Origin of the sequence: Psychroserpens sp. S379A, from assembly GCF_049800755.1 — a bacterium.
GTDB lineage: Bacteria > Bacteroidota > Bacteroidia > Flavobacteriales > Flavobacteriaceae > Psychroserpens.
The window spans coordinates 980,046-996,632 of sequence record NZ_JBNAFQ010000001.1 but is presented as its reverse complement, the minus strand read 5'-3'; the positions used below and the strand labels follow the sequence as shown (position 1 = coordinate 996,632).

Genomic DNA, 16,587 nt, shown 5'->3' with positions numbered 1-16,587 from the left:
TTAGAGTTTTCCTCGTAATCACAAAAAGAGCAATGAGCTTTACACGTTGTTATCACATGTTTTTTTACTTAATTTAATATTTTTATCATTTATGCAATTGTTTTAAAAAACGTTGTTCTTTGATAATACTGTTAATAATAATAGCAATAACAAAAATAAGAGAAAGAATACCTGAAATTAAGATGTAATTATAGAATCCTTTAGAAAAATACTCCTTAAAGTAAGGTAGTAGCAAATAAAATCCAAAGATGTAAACTGCAATGCAAATTGGTGTAATAACATAATTTAACTTTTGTCGAGCTTTGTAATACTTTTTTAGATAGGCGTGATAAGATTTTTGAGTCATCGAAATGAGACGTTTTTCTTTGAGATATAACGAATTAAACTCCAATATAATTCGTAGTGTAAGACTCGAAATCATATAAATTAAACCTAAATTAAAGGTATTCCATTGATTGAACGCATAATAAAAAGCATAGATTATGAGTATAGCCACTGTTAACGACATAATAGTAATACTAATATATTGACTGTTGCGTTGTTTCTTTGCTTTTGTGATTATGTCTTTGGGATTAAGGTTTGATATATCATTAGCTTGATTATCCCATAATTTATTTAAGTTGTCATTTTCCATTTGTTATACATTTTAAAAGTGATTTTCGAATACGACTCAAACGTGTTCTTAATGTTCCGTGTGCTAAACCAACGGTGTCTGCAATAGTAGTTTGCGGTATGCTTTCTAGTTCTAATAATATCAATGCTTTGTTTTGCTCGTTTAGTTGATCTATACATTGATACATTTTTTTGATATTTTTTTCATCATCGTTTTTGTTAGCATCATAGATGCTATTAGATAACAAGTCTTCATTAATAGTGATGCTTTTTTTTGATTTACGTAAATCCCCTAAACAAACATTTACTGCAATTCTATAAATCCAAGTGTCTATAGATGATTTCCCTTTAAATGAGTTTCTATGCTTCCATACCTTTATAAAAGTCTCCTGAAGCCATTCTTTTGCCAGCTCATTATTTCCTGATGCATATCCTAAACATAACCTATGAACTTTAGAAGCTTGTAAATTATAGATGTTAGTAAATTCTTGTTCTGTAATCATTATTTAGATGATAATATCGTTTGTATTTGTTTTAAAAACCAATCAGGTTTGTCAAGCATTATAAAATGAGCACTATCTTCTGCTATAATAAAATTGTAATTTTTTAAATTTGCATATTGATTTTTATAAGTTTGCTTAACCATTTCTTCACCATATGGTTTTGATGCTGCAATTATAGTAACTGGAATCGAAATGTTTTTTAGGTTTTCTCTAAGATCCAATTTAAGGTAATCTGTATATCCATAAACATATGTTTTTCGGTCAGATTCTAGTATCCAGTTTTTAATTTTTTCTTGAGCTGATTTTTTAAGACTCATACTTTTCGACATTGCTATGGCAGTTTGCTCAAAAGCTACATCATCCATTGCTAGTTGTTGGTTGTTATATGGACTTTCATACATCAAGTTTTCAGGGTTGAAATTAGGAATTATCAATGCGCCTGAAGCAGGAAGCGAATCTATTAGTATGATTTTTGAAAGTTTTAAATCATTTTGTGCTGCAAGCCAAGTGGCAATTGTTCCACCCAAACTGTGTCCAATTATGGTAGTATTTTGTAATTCGTTTTTTAAGATATAATTTTTTAGAGACTCATTAATTTTAGGTAGCCAAGGGAATTCTATCGGTTCTTTTTCTCCAAAACCAGCTAAAGTTACTATATGACATTCATAATTCTTTTCCAGTTCTCTTACTAGTGGATTCCAAATGTCTCCAGGAACTGTAAAGCCTGGAATCAATACAATAGGCTTACCTTTTCCTGTAACTTCAACATAGACAGGCTGACCTTCATTTTTTGCGTAAATTGATAAAGAAAATACAAACGAGACGAATAATAAAATAACATTTTTCATTGTTTTTAAGTTTTGATTTCTCTTTAGATGGGGAAATTAAAAAATGTTACATTCTATTTTAAAACTAACATATAACAAAGCCAAATTATTCTCCAATAATGGCTCTCAAATGTTGCACGACATGTTCGATTAAATTTAGTTACGTGGTTTGTTGTGTAATTTAGCGAATACAAACCGAATTGAAAATTTGTAGGATTTTACGTGTAAGCTATAACTCGTAATTAGTTACATACCTGTATGATTACTTTTTTTTTGTGGAAAAAATACTATCTTTTAACAAAGTAATTTGCTTCAACTGAAAGTTAGCCGTTTTCATTTGTATAAATCATATACAAACACATTAGCAACATTAATAACAATAATTATTAACTTCTATTTTATTTGGAATTTATGGATTTTCTCAAAATTATTTATCAATTAATTCTACCATAACTGATTTAAAAACTGAAAAATCTATTGTAAAAGAATATGAGGGAAATTTACAAACAACTAAATTGAATTCTTCATTAATAAAGAAGGAGAAGAAAAAAGCCATATTTGTAAGGCCTAAAACAGAAACATGTTTTTGGGGATTTGTGACAATTCGTTATATGGTAGTTTGGGATGATGGTTCAACATCGTTTGAAGGTGGTACATATTATTGCGGATGTTCTTGCAACTAAATTATAATTAACAGTATAGCATATAGGTTAAAGCATGAATTTATTATAAGTATTTCATACTTTTATAAAAAAAGTTTTTATAACACAGTGGGTAACTAATTGCTTAGTCTGTGTATACTCTGTAAATCCTACGGATTTTCTCTGGTTTGTAATAGTTTGTTATCTTAGTGCTAGCCAACACAACTAGTCATAACATGAATACGTTGGCTGTAATTACAACAAATAGAAGCATACTAGTGAAAAGTAAGCACAAACAGATCCCAATAGTTCAAATTGACCAAGATCGTTCAGAAAAATTTATTATCCGAAAATCTACAATAGCAGATTTTCAGGACTTGCCTCCCTCAAAACCCCATCGTCATAATTTCTACTATCTATTGTTTGTCAAAAAAGGAAAAGGTTCACATAATATTGATTTTAATATATATCCGATTGCAGAAAATACATTTTTCTTTTTAAAACCAGGTCAAGTGCATCAAGTACAATTTACTTCCCCAGCCCAAGGCTACTTGATTCAGTTCAACCGCGAGTTTTATAATTCGGCAAAAGAACAAAGCAATATGCTAATTAGAAAACTGGGACGAAACAATCATTATGTTTTTAGTAAGAAACGTTTTCAAAAACTAGAAAAAATACTCGATGCTATGCTTCTAGAACACAATGAAAAGGCATTTAATTATCAGCATTCTATTAAGTCATATATAGATATTCTATTTGCTGAAATTATTCGCTATGGTCATAATGACTTAACAAATATAGATTCTGAAAATTTGTACCATCAAGAACGTTTTGAGGAACTTATGGAGCAAATAGAGACACATTTTACCACGCATAAACAGGTAACAGATTATACTAAGATGATGAACTTAACAAGTTATCAACTCAATGCATTAACTAAAGTAATGGTGGGAGAAACTTGCTCAAAGCTTATTAATGAACAAATCATTTTGGAAGCGAAAAGAAGCTTATTGGCCACCTCAAACCAAATCAATGAGGTTGCTTTTACACTAGGATATGATGATCCATCTTATTTTATTCGCTTTTTTAAAAAACATACAGGTTATTCTCCAGAAGCTTTTCGGAAAGAATTTAAACAATTTTAAAAAAATCCTATTCGACTTTAGGGTTGTCCTACCTATCAAAAAATATTCATTCTAATTTTGCTATCAGAAAAACGGAATAAACTAAGGAATGAATACTACCAACAGACGAACATTTATTAAACAAAGTGGTATGGCTTTAACGGCATTTTCATTTCCTTTCAGTTTAAAAAACTTACAATACAATTCTATGAGTGACTCACAACATTTTGACGTAATTATTATTGGTGGAAGCTATTCGGGTTTATCTGCAGCAATGACACTTGGACGTTCGTTGCGTAGTGTTTTAATCATTGATAGTGGATTACCATGCAACAGACAAACACCACATTCGCACAATTTTTTAACACAGGACGGAGTTCCTCCTCATGAGATTGCCTCCATTGGAAAACGACAAGTGGAGAGATATGAAACCATACAATTTCTGAATGATTTTGCTGTATCTGGAATAAAGACAAAGAATGGTTTTGAAATAAAAACCGCTAAAAATCAAAATTTCAAAGCTTCAAAATTAATTTTCGCAACTGGAATTAAAGATTTAATGCCTAAAATTAAAGGTTTTTCTGATTGTTGGGGAATTTCTGTAGTTCATTGTCCATATTGTCATGGGTATGAAATTAGGAACAAAAAAACTGGGATTATTGCTAATGGTGATGTAGCATTTCATCTGGCACCAATGGCAAAAAACCTTACCGAAAATCTGACAATCTTAACAAATGGAAAAGCAACCTTTAATCCTGAACAATTATCAAAACTTAGAAAAAATAATATAACAATTATCGAAAAAGAGATTATTGAAATCGAACATGATAATGGGCATATTAAAAATGTAGTTTTCAAGGACAATAGTAAGGCACATTTTGAAGCAACTTATGCTGCTATTCCTTTTGAACAACACTCTGACATACCTGAAACATTAGGATGCGAACTTAATGAACAAGGATATATTCAAGTGGATATGATGAACAAAACAACTATAGAAAATGTTTTCGCCTGTGGAGATAACTGTACAAGAATACGTTCGGTAGCCAACGCAATTTCTTCAGGAAATATGGTTGGTGCTATTATAAATATGGAACTTTCTAATGAACATTTTTAAGGAAATAAGACAGTTATGGTTGAAGTGTATATAACAGATATTAAAAGAAAATGTCAGGCTATGGAAATGGTGACATCTGTTAAACAGGTATATCCCAAATTAAAAGTCAATTTTGATATGGACGAAACAAGTTTGCCTTTTCCGCAAGGACATACAGTATTGCGAGTAGAAGGAGAATATTTTGATACGGAGCAGATAATATTAATGATGAAGAAATCACAATTAAATTGTGAAATAATGAAAGAATAAACATAAACTACAGTTAGAAAATGAAAGTCAGTATGCCTATTATAATTTTTGCCTTGACTTTAGGCATTGTATCCTGTAAAAATAAAGGAGTTTCTGCTTCCGAATCAAATAATACTAAAGAGATAACAATTAAAAATAATAAGAATATGAACAGTTTTATTTCAATATTTGAGATTCCGGCAACAGACATTTCACGAGCCATTAATTTTTACAAAGAAATTTTAGGAGTTGAAATTGAAAAATTAGAATTTCCAGGAATGGTAATGGGTCTATTTCCATACCAAGACCAAGTGGTTACAGGAGTTATTATGAAAGGTGAAGGTTATGAACCTTCCGCCAGCGGAGTTACAATTTACTTGAATGGTGGAGATAACCTGCAAACGATTCTTGATAAAGTAGAAGATAATGGTGGGAAAATTATTATTCCAAAAACACCACATGCAGACGAGAGTGGATTTTTCGCTATTTTCCACGATTCAGAAGGAAATAAAATCGGACTTCATTCTCCAAATTAAAAAAGCAAACGCATAACAAATAAAGTCTATAAATGATGACGGTTCAAGTTTGCACTTAAACCAGCTAAAGATTATACATAAATCTATTATCTTTAATATATACTAAGTTCAAAATTAAGTTATGACATAACAAAAAACTCAAAAGTAGGTGAAGCAAGGTAGGTATGAAAATCTTAGATTGTAGGTTGCAAAATAGGAAAAAATGAATATTGCTATAGTTAGCATTAACAATGTGTACAACACAAGGCTTAAATTCATCCCAATCTTTTGTTTAAAGTAATAAGTTTTGTGTAAATTTCTAAAAAAAATAAGCTACCTGCCATACACGACCTTGTTGGTAATAATAGCGAAAAGTCATTTTGACAAATAAATATGAAAAAACTAAAACTGAATAAATTACTTCTGATTCTATTACTGTTCTCATTAAATGTGACTGCTCAAAAGCTCGACAGAAAAGCATTTTATGAATATTCTGAAAATATAGAATTTAGAATATTCGGATTAACAAAACAACGAATGATTGACCGAGGTAATGGTTATTATGCAAATAATATTGTTGCAAAAAAAGGGAGGCGATTTATAACGATAGTATTTGAATTTAGAAACAATTCTTCTAAATCTCAAGAAATTGATTTTGATAAAATTTATATTCGTGACACAAATGGAGAACTTCATAAAATTGACTTTGTAGTGATGTCAATGAAATTAACTGCTAGAACAAATAAATTACAGCAAAAGTTAAAAGCTAAAAAGAAAAGAAAAATAGTTGCTCAATTTAGACCTTCATTTGATAAAGATGAGTTAATAGATGAATTAGTCATTGGAGAGAGAATTATTAGGCTGAATTATAACTAAAAACTACTATGGTAACAATATAATTACTAGTTATAGCTTACTCGGAAAATCTTACGTATTTTACTCTGGCTCACATTCTTTTATTAACTTAGTGCTAGCCAACGCAACTAATTATATACAACATCTTGTGAGCAAGCTTACTCCATCTAAATAAAGACATTTTATTTAAAGAAAGAATCAAAATGGAAACTTATTAAACTATAACATCTAAATTTACTTTAACTACAGAAGAAATTTGTAAAAAGGTAATTTACTTTGAAAAGGTTTTAATGTTTAAACAATTCTGAATAAATGACAAATAATAAGGATGTAAAGTTATTTATAGACCATATAAATAAAGATGTTGATTTAAGTGAAAGTGATATTAAAAAAATATCTAATATCATAGAATTTAAGGAGCTTAATAAAAAAGAGTTTTTAATTCAACCAGGAGAAACTTCTAATTCAATGAATTTTATAGTTAATGGCTGTATGAGGAGCTATTATTTAGATGAAAATGCTCAAGAACATACGTTGCAATTGGGAATTGAGCAATGGTGGATAAATGATTTATACAGCTATTTAAGTAGAAAAAAGTCCAGAATGTATGTTCAGGCATTAGAAACAACAACTCTCGTTCAACTTCCTAGATTAAAATTAGAAAAACTCTATTTTGATGTTCCTGCAATCTCTCATTTTTTTCGAATAAAAATCCAAAATGCTTATATAACCACGCAAGAACGCATTATTGATGGAATGAGCAATGATGCTTATTTAAGGTATACCGAATTTATTAAATCATATAGAAATATTGAACAACGTGTGCCTCAATATATCATTGCTTCTTATTTGGGTATAACACCAGAATTTCTGAGTTATTTACGAAAAAAACATTCTTGATTTACTTTCTTAATATACCTTAAGTTTATTCTTTAGTCCTATCTATAGCTTTGACCCATAAAACAAAACAGGGTCATGAAAAAAGCAATTTTGTTAATACAGCTTATAGTAATAGGGACTTTCTATTCTTACGCACAGAATACTAAATTCTTTCCAGAAATAACCTTAGGCAATAGAGCTGTCTCATACCAACATTTTGTAGATTACAATTTTTCAGAAAGTTGGTCTATAAATAATGTAACGCTTTTTGATACAGAATATAATAACGAAGACAACAATATTTTTTTTATAAGAAATATGTTGTCTTATTCTCCTAATAAATCTTTCAAAACTAACGTTGCTTTTGGTGTAAAAAACCCAGGGAGTTTTATATCTGTAACAACCCAATACCTTTTAAGCTTTTCTAATTTTAAAGCAGCATATGCAGTAGGTAGTACCTATCAAGATGGGTTTACGTTAGAGCAATCATTAAGTCTCTATTACTCAAAACCCATAACAGAATCAATCGAAATATTCTCTAGTCTTTTTACAGTATTTAATACCAATTTGAAATATTTAGACAGAGGAATTCAACAAATTAGAATAGGACTTAAAAAAGAGGCTTTTCAATTGAGTATGGCTTTTAATTTTGATCAATTTAAAAAAGCTGAAAAGACTCTGGAAAATTATGGAATTGCATTTAAGTATAATTTTTAAACATACATATTATGAAAACAAAACAAGATTTAGGACTTTTTTTATTAAGAATAACATTATCAGCTACAATGCTTGTCTATGGTATCTCGAAAATAATAAGCGGTGTTTCTCAAATTGAAACCATGTTAGACAGTTATGGTTTTCCAACATTTTTAAGTTATGGTGTATATATTGGTGAAATTGTAGCGCCATTATTAATCATCATTGGTTTTAGAACTAAACTTGCAGGGTTGGTATTTGCCATAAATTGTTTAGTAGCAATTTTGATGGTTCAACTGCCTTATTTTTTCAGTATCAATGAGTATGGCGGTTGGTCATTGGGGCTAATTTTCATTTACTTCATGTTTGGAATTGTGATGTGCTTTACAGGAGCTGGTAAGTATGCTTTATCAACTAATTCTAAGTGGGATTAAATCATAAGTTATGTCCTTGATATTGTCGAAGCAGTCATTGTATTCATAATGTGTAAATAACTTTATGAATCAGTTTTCGACTTGGAGATAATCACATGAATATCAATGATAAACATCCTTATTCATCACTTAACATGTGAGTGCCTAGAATAATATGGATTTATTTAATGAGAAAATTGCAATGTATAATTCAGAAAAATATCAGCATCACACCATAATATTTAGGACTAAAGTAAAGGTAAGTGCTCACCAAAGTATTTATCAGCATAGAATAATTAACATATAAACATCATGAAAAATATTTTAGCATTTTCTGGAAGTAATAATCCAGATTCAATTAACGAAAAATTAGTACAGTCTGTAATCGAGAGATATTCAAATTGTGATATTCGGTTTATTGACTTAAAGAAGTTTGACGCACCAATGTATTCACAAGACATTCAATCTAGAGGTATACCTCAAACCATTTTAGAATTATATAAAATTTTTCAAGAAAGTGAAGGGTTTATTGTTGCTTCACCAGAGCATAATGGTTTGCCATCAGCTTTTTTAAAAAACACAATAGACTGGTTATCAATAATAAATCAAAAATTCTTCGATAACAAGCCTGTATTATTGTTAAGTACATCACCAGGAGCTACAGGAGCAAAAACACATTTAGGTCTCTTGGCTAATCTGGTTCATCTATGGGGTGGTAAATTAAAATCAACTTATTCTTTAGGTAGTTTCGAAAGCAATTTTGATGTCAATATTAAAAGAATTAAAAACGATTTAGAGATAGAAAAGCTCGATAAAGCATTTAATGCTTTTATTAACAACGATACAAAAGCTGTTAAAAGCAATAAAGAAGTCGTAGAATCTTATTTTGAAGCATTTACAAATGGAAACTTAGATGAAGTACTGCATGTTTTCCATCCAAACTGTTATATAGTTAGTGTTAAAGAAGAAGAACGTTCAACCGAACAGCTTCATGGGATATATCGTACTCGTGAGGAGGCAAAACAATTTTTAAATAATATTATATCCCTTTTTGAAACTAAAGATTTTACGGTAGATACAGTTGTAGAGGCTAATGGAAATTTGGTCATTGCCAAGGGTAAGTTTTCGCATCTTGTAAAAAGTTCAGGTAAATTGTTCAATAGCAATTGGGTTCAGCTATGTATAATTGAAGATGAGATGATAAAAGAATATAGGTTTTATGAAGATTCTGCTGCATTAATTGAAGCGTTATCTATAGAACATGCATAACTATGAGAACGAGACCTATTGAACATCAATTTGAATTTTGGACTAACTTAGGTAAGGCAGGTCGTTATATTCATCAAGTTGATGGATATAACACACTCTTATCAAGCAAAGGCACTTGGCCCTCAAAAATCTTTAACCTTCACAACACTAACACCTCTAATTTAAAGCATAATATTTTAAAACATAATTTACCTAATGCTATAGCTTTGGACTCAAGTAATGAACTAAATCAACTATTAATTAAAAACGGATTCAAAAAAACATCTGTTGTAGAAGGTATGTCTCTTAAAGTATCATCAAATATGGTTTTTGAACAAAGTTCTAATATAGTCAAAGTGGAAGATGAACAAGGTATTAGAATATTTTCAAATATTGCATCCGAAGCTTTTGGTTATAATATACATTCTATATCTTTAATGGGTTTACTAAAAGATGTGAACACACAATTATTCATAGGAAAGTACAAAGACCAATTTGTAAGTTGCGGAATTCTATTTTTAGATAAAAGCAAACATTCAGGCTTACACATGATTGGTGCTAATAAACAGTTTAGAGGTTTAGGTCTTGGTAAAGAAATGACACAGCACTTGCTATTTAAAGCAATAGAAAACAAGAGTAGTAATATTCATTTAGTTGCTTCTAAATTTGGAGCACCAATTTACCGAAAGTATGGGTTTTTAAATAAAGGTTATTTAAATACTTATACATTAGAAGATTTTGAAATAGATATGAAAAAGACTGATAGAAAATAAAATGTGCTGCCATCGTGTTTGTGTATGATTTTGTTACGAATAGCAAATACAAACCGAATAGAAGTTCGTAGGGTTTTATGAGTAAGCTATAACAAGTAATTAATTTTATACGGTATTGGTAATAGTCTTTTTCAATCCCATTATTTGATTTATTCCCATGTATAAAACAACTAAAGCTATTATTCCTATTATTAAATTTCCAACTTCTGTCAGTTGAAAAGGGTTAAATATAATAAGTACTATACTACCTAAGACCCAAATAAAATCTTGAATAATGATCCATATAACTACTATTTTTCTTTGTTTTTTAACTTCATGCCATATAGTTATTGCAAAGAATATCAATGCTAATCCAACAATCCAAAAAACAGAATTATTATTAGTTCCAAATAATTTTGCAATTTGCTGGTTTAATAAAATCATTAGTATGCCAGATGTGCTTGAAAATAAAGCATTGAATTTTAAAGCATTTTGTAATTTATTCATGTGTTTTTTAACAAATGATAATTATTAACTATCAATAGCGATTTAAACTTTACACTTAAACCGCTATTGATTAATAATTTTTACTCTTTCATTTTAGCGAAAACCTTTCTCCACTCTGAAGCATCATAGTTTAAGTGTGATTCTTGAATTTTTCCATTATTTACCCTAAACCATTCTGTGCCAGAAGTTTTTTCTAAGCCTTTTATAGAAGATTTAAATACATAATTAACAGCAACCCAGTTACCACTTACAGCTAATTTCTTAATTTCAACACCAGTAAGTACTTTCGCTAATTCTTTGGCTGTTGCTTGAAATTCAACTTTAGAATTGTTCTCATCTGTTGGACTGGTAAAGTGATAACTGTCTGCTAATAAGTCAAATGATTCCATGATTTTTGATGGTTGATCAAAGCCTCTTAAAAATGTCATAACGATAACCTCTTTTGTCATTGTAGTTTGTTTTTGTTGTGTATAGGTACTAATTGAAAAAAAAATTATTCCAGTTACCAATGCATGTTTAATTAATCTCATAATTTTTTGAATTTATTTTGAGACAAATTTCATGATTATTTAGAGGCTAAATCTTGGTAAAAACCAAGATTTAAATTTTAACAGAATTGAATAGTTTACTAAAATTTGTAGAATCAATTCGTAAATAAGAAGCAATATCTTTCTGTGAAACCATATTTATTAAATGTGGGCTTCTTTTTGCAAATTTTTTAAAACGAGTTTCTGTATTGAAAGCCATTAGTTGATGATGTCTTTCTATAATACCTATTAAAAACTGTTCTGTGATTATTCTAAATAAGGTTTCAAGTTCTCTATGCCTTTCTATTAATTGAGAATGTTTAGTATAAGGTATTCGTAAAAAGGTGCTGTCTGTGATTGTTTCAAGATAGTATTTGGAAGGTGTTTGTGTAAGAAAAGATTCTACTATACCGCTAAATGATGGTGCATATGCAAAAAACATAACGTGCTGTTTTCCTTCATTTAAGTAATATGACTTTTGAATTCCATCTTTCACAAAATAGAGATATTGTTCGGTTCTATCACATTCAGTAATTATTGATTTTCTTCGAGCTGAGTATTCCGACCAATGTGAAATGTATTCTACTAGAATTTCTTCACTGATATTATAAAATGATGATAAGTATTTTTTCAAGTGTGTATTTAATTATTATCAACGAGTTTGTGTATGATTTCGTTACGTTGGCTAGAACTAAATTAGCAAAAAGAAAGTAAACCAGAGGAAAACTCGTAGGATTTTACGAGTAGACTATCTACAAGCAATTAGTTATAGTCACTGTTGTGCTTCCTTTTTTTATTGTGGTTTTGAAAATTTGATTAACTCCTCCAAGTAGTTAAAACCGCCTTGATTTTGATTGAGTTTTATAAACAGTACTTTTAAGTATGAAGCGTTGTAAATAAATCCAATGTCCATTAAGGCTCTTAATGTAATAAATAAAAAGCCACTATCTCTATATATACTTTTAAATATAAGGAATAAATAATATCTATGAATTGTTTCTTTTAATTCGTGAATTAATTTACTTGTTTGATAATTAAATAATTATAGAATGATTTCATTTCTGTTAATTTCATTCTTTTTCATATAAAAGTTATTGAACCCATAATAGCATTTTATATATTAACTAGTCATCAATATCATAGTGTCTGCCATAAGTTTCTTTTAGTTTTCTAAATAAATATGAAGTATTGCTCATGCCTACTTGTTTAGCAATATCTTTTTGTGTCATTTTTGGATTTTGTAAATAAATTTCTTTGGCTTTTTCAAGTCTAGCTTGCAAGATGAGCTGCTGTGTAGTTTGTCCTAAAACGGCCTTAGCTTTCCTGTTTAGTGTACTTTTTGAAATTTCAAAATAATCGGCAATATCCTGAACGCCAAAGTCTGAATTTGAAATATTAGCTTGTATTTTTTGAGTTATTTTTATACTAAAATCTGAACTGTAACGATCGAAATCAACCGTTTTTAGACTCAATAAATTCTGTTTTTCTTTTAGAATCGTTTCATAAGCAGTTAAAGATTGTTTAACCATTAGTATTAGCTCTTCTTCTAAAAAAGGTTTAATTAAATAACCATCAACACCAATACGTAGTATATGTAGTTTTACAGATTCATCAATACGTGCGGTTAACATGATAATTGGTATTTGTAGGTTTGTTTTTTTTACTTGTTTAATCAGTGTTTTGCCATCCATTTTAGGCATCATGTAATCTGTAATTAGTAAATCAATTTTTTTAGTTTTAATTATTTTAAGAGCTTCAATACCATTTTCAGCTTCTAAAATATGGTACGTATTTAATACTTCTTTTAAATAGTTTCTAAGTTGATAGTGGTCATCTACAATTAAAACAATTGGTTTGTTGATAGTATTGGTAGTATGAATGCCTTTACTGATATTTGAAAATTCAACAGCCTCATTTATATACTTATTAGGAATTGTAATTGTGAATTTTGTGAAGGCATTATGGATGCTTTCTACATTAATAGAGAATCCATGAGCTTCAATAATGTTTTTAGTAAATGCTAAACCAATACCAGTACCTTGAGATTGGTTGATATCATTTTTAGACTGATAAAATCTATCGAATATTTTAACTAAATCTTCTTCAGGAATTCCAATACCATCATCAATAATTGAAATTTTTAAACTTGTATTGTAACTTATATTAATGCTTACGTTTCCTTTTTGAGGCGTAAATTTTAAGGCATTACTTAATAAGTTGTATAATGATTTAGAGAAGAATTCTTTATCGCAAAAAATGTAGAGTTTGGGTATGTCTGCTTTTAGAGAGAAGTTAATATCTTTTTTCGTAAATAGTTCGATAAAATCAACATAATGTTTGTTGATAAAAGGGAGTAATTTTACCTGACTTTTCTCTAAGTATAATTTATTAGCATCTATTTTACTTAAATCTAGAATATTATTTAAAATGGTTTCAATATTAGAAATTTGCTCGTTTACAATATTCAATTTTTGTTGATTGTCTTCGTCTTTAGAATCAATACGACTTGTGTAACCTTTTATTAAAGTAATTGGAGTTCTTATTTCGTGTGAGAAATTCACAAAAAAATGAGATTTAAATTCGTTCAGCTTTCGTAATTCAGCTTCTTGCTTTTGAAGAATGATTTTGTCAGACAATACATTGTCTTTTTCTAATAACAGTAATTTTTCATTTTTTCTATTCAATCGTTTAAAATAGTTAAACAACAAGTATAAGGTGATAAATAATCGTAATGTTGGAGATAGTAATAAGCGTTCAATATAATCTTCAGGATAAATATCAAATAGATAATAAGGCGCCAAAAAAAGCAAGAATGAAATCAACATTAAAATAAACGGATACACATTTCTTTTAAACAGACTTAAACTTAATCCGCCATTAATTAAAAAGTAATATTCGGTATAACTACCAGGAAAAATATAAATGGCGTAAATAAACACATTAATAAATGCAATACTTAAAAATAAAGCGCGTGCGATTTCAAATTGATGTTTTTTATTTAACAATAAGATAGGCAATAATAAAAATGCAGTTACACCTTGTGCAATCGCATCAATTAAATTAATTACAAGTTTGGGGTTGTTGCTAAAAAAAGAAAGACCTTGAGAAACGAGGTTTATTAGGAAGAAAATTAAAATTAGATGAAGCCAAATAACAGCATAACCATTTAAAATTTTAATTCGTTTGTTTTTTTCATTGTCATATGTTTTTGAAAGACCGTATGACGTCCAAATACGATATAATTTTTTTAGTTTCAAGAGCTATGTTTTTATTTAAAAGTTGAATATAGAATAAATAAGCATATTTCATTAAATATGATGCAAATGGTTTTTTTTGAATCAAATGGTTAACGAATGCTCTAAATGGTTGGTCTATTGAAGTATAGGGTAAGAGGCACCAATTTAAATTTGCTGTAAATTTAAAACCAAATAATTATGTTTAAAAAAATTACTAGAAAACTTAACCTAATTAATTTAAAACTGTTAATATTTACTTTTTTTACAGTTTGTAGCAATGCGCAACAGTTTACACAGTACAATGTGTCAGGAGTATTGTCACAACCACAACAAATAGATTTTGACGATATTGATGGTGATGGGTATACAGATATTATCGTTCCAGAATACTCAGGGAATAGCATATCTGTTTTATATGGCACCGGAAACCTTTCCAATTACACAAAAGTAACATATGGTTCTTTATTAGTTGGTGGATCAACTATAAAACCATGGGCTGCACTTAGCTTAGATGTTGATGGTGATAGTGACTTAGATATTGTGTTTTCTAATTATGCAAACTCAACTGCTGCAGATGGTATATATTGGATAGAGAGTACAGGAAATCGTTCCTTTGGCAGCCTACAACATCTTTATAATCTGGATAGATGCAGGTATATTGGTAAAGTTAATTTTGATGCAGACCCAGAATACGAATTATTAGCTCTAGGAGATTCTAATAATACCAATAATGTAAGAGTTCTTAATGTTGCAGGTGGTACAGTAAGCACATTGTTACAAAGAACTGCTAATAGAAGACCATTGCATGGCTTTTTTATCGATATTGATAATGTTGGAAATTTAAGCTTAATATACTCAAAATTTGGCACTGGTAATGAAGCAGATGGTAGTACTGTTTCTTCTAATGGAGTACATACACTTAATGGACCTTCATACAATTTCGGAATTGTTTTAATAAGTAATTCACCAACAACGTCGGCAGGAACAAGAAAAACCGTGGCAGGAGATTTTGACGAAGATGGCGATACAGATTTTATTGCTGTAAATGCTGCCGGCAATACAACTAGCCTAAAATATTATGCAGTAGGAGGAGGGCAAGGAACAATTTTATCTACAACAGATGGTTCTAACAACATGATTTCTTTAACCAGTGGCGATTATGATAATGATGGTGTGCAAGACCTTGTTGTAATAGATAATGCATTAGACGAAGTCTTGTTGTTTAAAAACACTGCTGTAGATGGTGTGGCATCTTCGGCAATAGCATTTAATACACCAACTACATTATCATCTACTATTATAGACCCAAATTGGGTAGAATCTATAGATATTGACAACGATGGTGATTTAGATGTTGTTGTATCGTTTAATAATGGAGGAGCTGCTGGTCAAGGAGGTGTTTCGGTTTTTGAAAATGAAACAACTACATTAACTTCAAACGATTTTACTTTAAAGGCGAATGAAGTTAAAATTTATCCAAATCCAACAACACAACTTTTAAATGTAGAACTTGGTAATGATCTAGAAAACATAGGGCTATATAATTTACAAGGGCAAAAAGTACTAGAAACAGTTAAAAATACAATAGATATTTCTAACTTATCATTGGGTGTATACTTGATTAAAATCAAGACTAATAAAGGACAAGTATTTACAAAACAGTTTATCAAAAACTAAATTTGTTATTTAACTCAAACAGAAGTTGAGTTGCTTAAGGTAGCTCAACTTTTTGTTTACAACGCTTGTATTATAAGTAAACAATCTGTTACAAAAAGTAAACTTCTAATAGGTGTGATAGAACTTTAAAAGGGCTGCTTATGTAATGCTGACTTTAGTTAGAATTAAAAACTTATGACACTTTAGTTCATAATGATTTTGTATTATATATACTTAAATAGGTTGATCTT

19 protein-coding genes are annotated in these 16,587 nt (G+C 29.4%); 12 read left to right on the top strand and 7 right to left on the bottom strand.

The window, feature by feature from the left end:
* Window positions 1–85: 85 nt before the first annotated feature.
* The 3 genes from ACP15M_RS04515 to ACP15M_RS04505 are packed head-to-tail and all read right to left on the bottom strand — an operon-like array spanning window position 86 to window position 1,963.
* Complete coding sequence (locus tag ACP15M_RS04515) at window positions 86–634, bottom strand: hypothetical protein (protein ID WP_425075981.1); 549 nt, start codon at window positions 632–634, stop codon at window positions 86–88.
* Window positions 624–1,115 (bottom strand): RNA polymerase sigma factor, encoded by a 492-nt coding sequence (locus ACP15M_RS04510; RefSeq protein WP_425075980.1) that lies wholly within the window; start codon window positions 1,113–1,115, stop codon window positions 624–626. Before ACP15M_RS04510 ends, ACP15M_RS04515 begins: the two co-directional genes overlap by 11 nt.
* On the bottom strand, window positions 1,115–1,963 hold the full coding sequence (locus tag ACP15M_RS04505; RefSeq protein ID WP_425075979.1) for an alpha/beta fold hydrolase: 849 nt from the start codon (window positions 1,961–1,963) through the stop codon (window positions 1,115–1,117). Before ACP15M_RS04505 ends, ACP15M_RS04510 begins: the two co-directional genes overlap by 1 nt.
* Before the next feature lie 494 nt (window positions 1,964–2,457).
* On the opposite strand from ACP15M_RS04505, the gene ACP15M_RS04500 reads away from it, so the two are divergent.
* The 11 genes from ACP15M_RS04500 to ACP15M_RS04450 all read left to right on the top strand — a co-directional run bounded on the left by ACP15M_RS04500 (window position 2,458) and on the right by ACP15M_RS04450 (window position 10,431).
* Entirely contained in the window at window positions 2,458–2,625 is a 168-nt protein-coding gene (locus ACP15M_RS04500) for a hypothetical protein (protein ID WP_425075978.1), read from the top strand.
* Window positions 2,626–2,819: 194 nt separating this feature from the next.
* Complete coding sequence (locus tag ACP15M_RS04495) at window positions 2,820–3,728, top strand: helix-turn-helix domain-containing protein (protein WP_425075977.1); 909 nt, start codon at window positions 2,820–2,822, stop codon at window positions 3,726–3,728.
* A gap of 187 nt (window positions 3,729–3,915) precedes the next feature.
* Window positions 3,916–4,824, top strand: a complete 909-nt coding sequence (locus ACP15M_RS04490) for an NAD(P)/FAD-dependent oxidoreductase (protein WP_425076062.1) — start codon at window positions 3,916–3,918, stop codon at window positions 4,822–4,824.
* 66 nt (window positions 4,825–4,890) lie between these two features.
* Entirely contained in the window at window positions 4,891–5,073 is a 183-nt protein-coding gene (locus tag ACP15M_RS04485) for a hypothetical protein (RefSeq protein ID WP_425075976.1), read from the top strand.
* A 20-nt stretch (window positions 5,074–5,093) separates the two neighbouring features.
* On the top strand, window positions 5,094–5,588 hold the full coding sequence (locus ACP15M_RS04480) for a VOC family protein (RefSeq protein ID WP_425075975.1): 495 nt from the start codon (window positions 5,094–5,096) through the stop codon (window positions 5,586–5,588).
* 372 nt (window positions 5,589–5,960) lie between these two features.
* Window positions 5,961–6,443, top strand: coding sequence for a hypothetical protein (locus ACP15M_RS04475; protein ID WP_425075974.1), 483 nt, complete (start codon window positions 5,961–5,963; stop codon window positions 6,441–6,443).
* Window positions 6,444–6,734: 291 nt separating this feature from the next.
* The gene (locus ACP15M_RS04470) at window positions 6,735–7,322 is read left to right on the top strand and encodes a Crp/Fnr family transcriptional regulator (RefSeq protein WP_425075973.1); all 588 of its coding nucleotides are present in this window, start codon (window positions 6,735–6,737) and stop codon (window positions 7,320–7,322) included.
* Between the two features lie 75 nt (window positions 7,323–7,397).
* Complete coding sequence (locus tag ACP15M_RS04465; protein ID WP_425075972.1) at window positions 7,398–8,018, top strand: hypothetical protein; 621 nt, start codon at window positions 7,398–7,400, stop codon at window positions 8,016–8,018.
* 11 nt (window positions 8,019–8,029) lie between these two features.
* Window positions 8,030–8,431, top strand: coding sequence for a DoxX family protein (locus ACP15M_RS04460; RefSeq protein WP_425075971.1), 402 nt, complete (start codon window positions 8,030–8,032; stop codon window positions 8,429–8,431).
* A gap of 291 nt (window positions 8,432–8,722) precedes the next feature.
* On the top strand, window positions 8,723–9,679 hold the full coding sequence (locus ACP15M_RS04455) for an NAD(P)H-dependent oxidoreductase (protein WP_425075970.1): 957 nt from the start codon (window positions 8,723–8,725) through the stop codon (window positions 9,677–9,679).
* Window positions 9,680–9,681: 2 nt separating this feature from the next.
* Complete coding sequence (locus ACP15M_RS04450) at window positions 9,682–10,431, top strand: GNAT family N-acetyltransferase (RefSeq protein ID WP_425075969.1); 750 nt, start codon at window positions 9,682–9,684, stop codon at window positions 10,429–10,431.
* A 105-nt stretch (window positions 10,432–10,536) separates the two neighbouring features.
* Here ACP15M_RS04450 and ACP15M_RS04445 read toward each other — a convergent pair whose 3' ends face one another.
* The 4 genes from ACP15M_RS04445 to ACP15M_RS04430 form a co-directional block, all read right to left on the bottom strand.
* The gene (locus tag ACP15M_RS04445) at window positions 10,537–10,917 is read right to left on the bottom strand and encodes a hypothetical protein (protein ID WP_425075968.1); all 381 of its coding nucleotides are present in this window, start codon (window positions 10,915–10,917) and stop codon (window positions 10,537–10,539) included.
* A gap of 80 nt (window positions 10,918–10,997) precedes the next feature.
* On the bottom strand, window positions 10,998–11,447 hold the full coding sequence (locus ACP15M_RS04440) for a nuclear transport factor 2 family protein (RefSeq protein WP_425075967.1): 450 nt from the start codon (window positions 11,445–11,447) through the stop codon (window positions 10,998–11,000).
* A 70-nt stretch (window positions 11,448–11,517) separates the two neighbouring features.
* Window positions 11,518–12,078, bottom strand: coding sequence for a Crp/Fnr family transcriptional regulator (locus tag ACP15M_RS04435; protein ID WP_425075966.1), 561 nt, complete (start codon window positions 12,076–12,078; stop codon window positions 11,518–11,520).
* A 490-nt stretch (window positions 12,079–12,568) separates the two neighbouring features.
* Complete coding sequence (locus ACP15M_RS04430; protein ID WP_425075965.1) at window positions 12,569–14,701, bottom strand: response regulator; 2,133 nt, start codon at window positions 14,699–14,701, stop codon at window positions 12,569–12,571.
* 177 nt (window positions 14,702–14,878) lie between these two features.
* Between ACP15M_RS04430 and ACP15M_RS04425 the strand changes: the two genes are divergently transcribed.
* Window positions 14,879–16,357, top strand: a complete 1,479-nt coding sequence (locus tag ACP15M_RS04425; protein ID WP_425075964.1) for a T9SS type A sorting domain-containing protein — start codon at window positions 14,879–14,881, stop codon at window positions 16,355–16,357.
* The last annotated feature ends 230 nt before the right edge of the window (window positions 16,358–16,587 follow it).

What these genes read in the sequence shown, in the direction of transcription:
- ACP15M_RS04425 (WP_425075964.1), top strand. Translation starts at nt 14,879, where the DNA reads ATGTTTAAAAAAATTACTAGAAAACTTAACCTAATTAATTTAAAACTG.
- ACP15M_RS04495 (WP_425075977.1), top strand. Translation starts at nt 2,820, where the DNA reads ATGAATACGTTGGCTGTAATTACAACAAATAGAAGCATACTAGTGAAA.
- ACP15M_RS04485 (WP_425075976.1), top strand. Translation starts at nt 4,891, where the DNA reads ATGGTGACATCTGTTAAACAGGTATATCCCAAATTAAAAGTCAATTTT.
- ACP15M_RS04505 (WP_425075979.1), bottom strand. Translation starts at nt 1,963, where the DNA reads ATGAAAAATGTTATTTTATTATTCGTCTCGTTTGTATTTTCTTTATCA.
- ACP15M_RS04515 (WP_425075981.1), bottom strand. Translation starts at nt 634, where the DNA reads ATGGAAAATGACAACTTAAATAAATTATGGGATAATCAAGCTAATGAT.
- ACP15M_RS04490 (WP_425076062.1), top strand. Translation starts at nt 3,916, where the DNA reads ATGAGTGACTCACAACATTTTGACGTAATTATTATTGGTGGAAGCTAT.
- ACP15M_RS04475 (WP_425075974.1), top strand. Translation starts at nt 5,961, where the DNA reads ATGAAAAAACTAAAACTGAATAAATTACTTCTGATTCTATTACTGTTC.
- ACP15M_RS04445 (WP_425075968.1), bottom strand. Translation starts at nt 10,917, where the DNA reads ATGAATAAATTACAAAATGCTTTAAAATTCAATGCTTTATTTTCAAGC.
- ACP15M_RS04450 (WP_425075969.1), top strand. Translation starts at nt 9,682, where the DNA reads ATGAGAACGAGACCTATTGAACATCAATTTGAATTTTGGACTAACTTA.
- ACP15M_RS04440 (WP_425075967.1), bottom strand. Translation starts at nt 11,447, where the DNA reads ATGAGATTAATTAAACATGCATTGGTAACTGGAATAATTTTTTTTTCA.
- ACP15M_RS04455 (WP_425075970.1), top strand. Translation starts at nt 8,723, where the DNA reads ATGAAAAATATTTTAGCATTTTCTGGAAGTAATAATCCAGATTCAATT.
- ACP15M_RS04510 (WP_425075980.1), bottom strand. Translation starts at nt 1,115, where the DNA reads ATGATTACAGAACAAGAATTTACTAACATCTATAATTTACAAGCTTCT.
- ACP15M_RS04470 (WP_425075973.1), top strand. Translation starts at nt 6,735, where the DNA reads ATGACAAATAATAAGGATGTAAAGTTATTTATAGACCATATAAATAAA.
- ACP15M_RS04480 (WP_425075975.1), top strand. Translation starts at nt 5,094, where the DNA reads ATGAAAGTCAGTATGCCTATTATAATTTTTGCCTTGACTTTAGGCATT.
- ACP15M_RS04460 (WP_425075971.1), top strand. Translation starts at nt 8,030, where the DNA reads ATGAAAACAAAACAAGATTTAGGACTTTTTTTATTAAGAATAACATTA.
- ACP15M_RS04465 (WP_425075972.1), top strand. Translation starts at nt 7,398, where the DNA reads ATGAAAAAAGCAATTTTGTTAATACAGCTTATAGTAATAGGGACTTTC.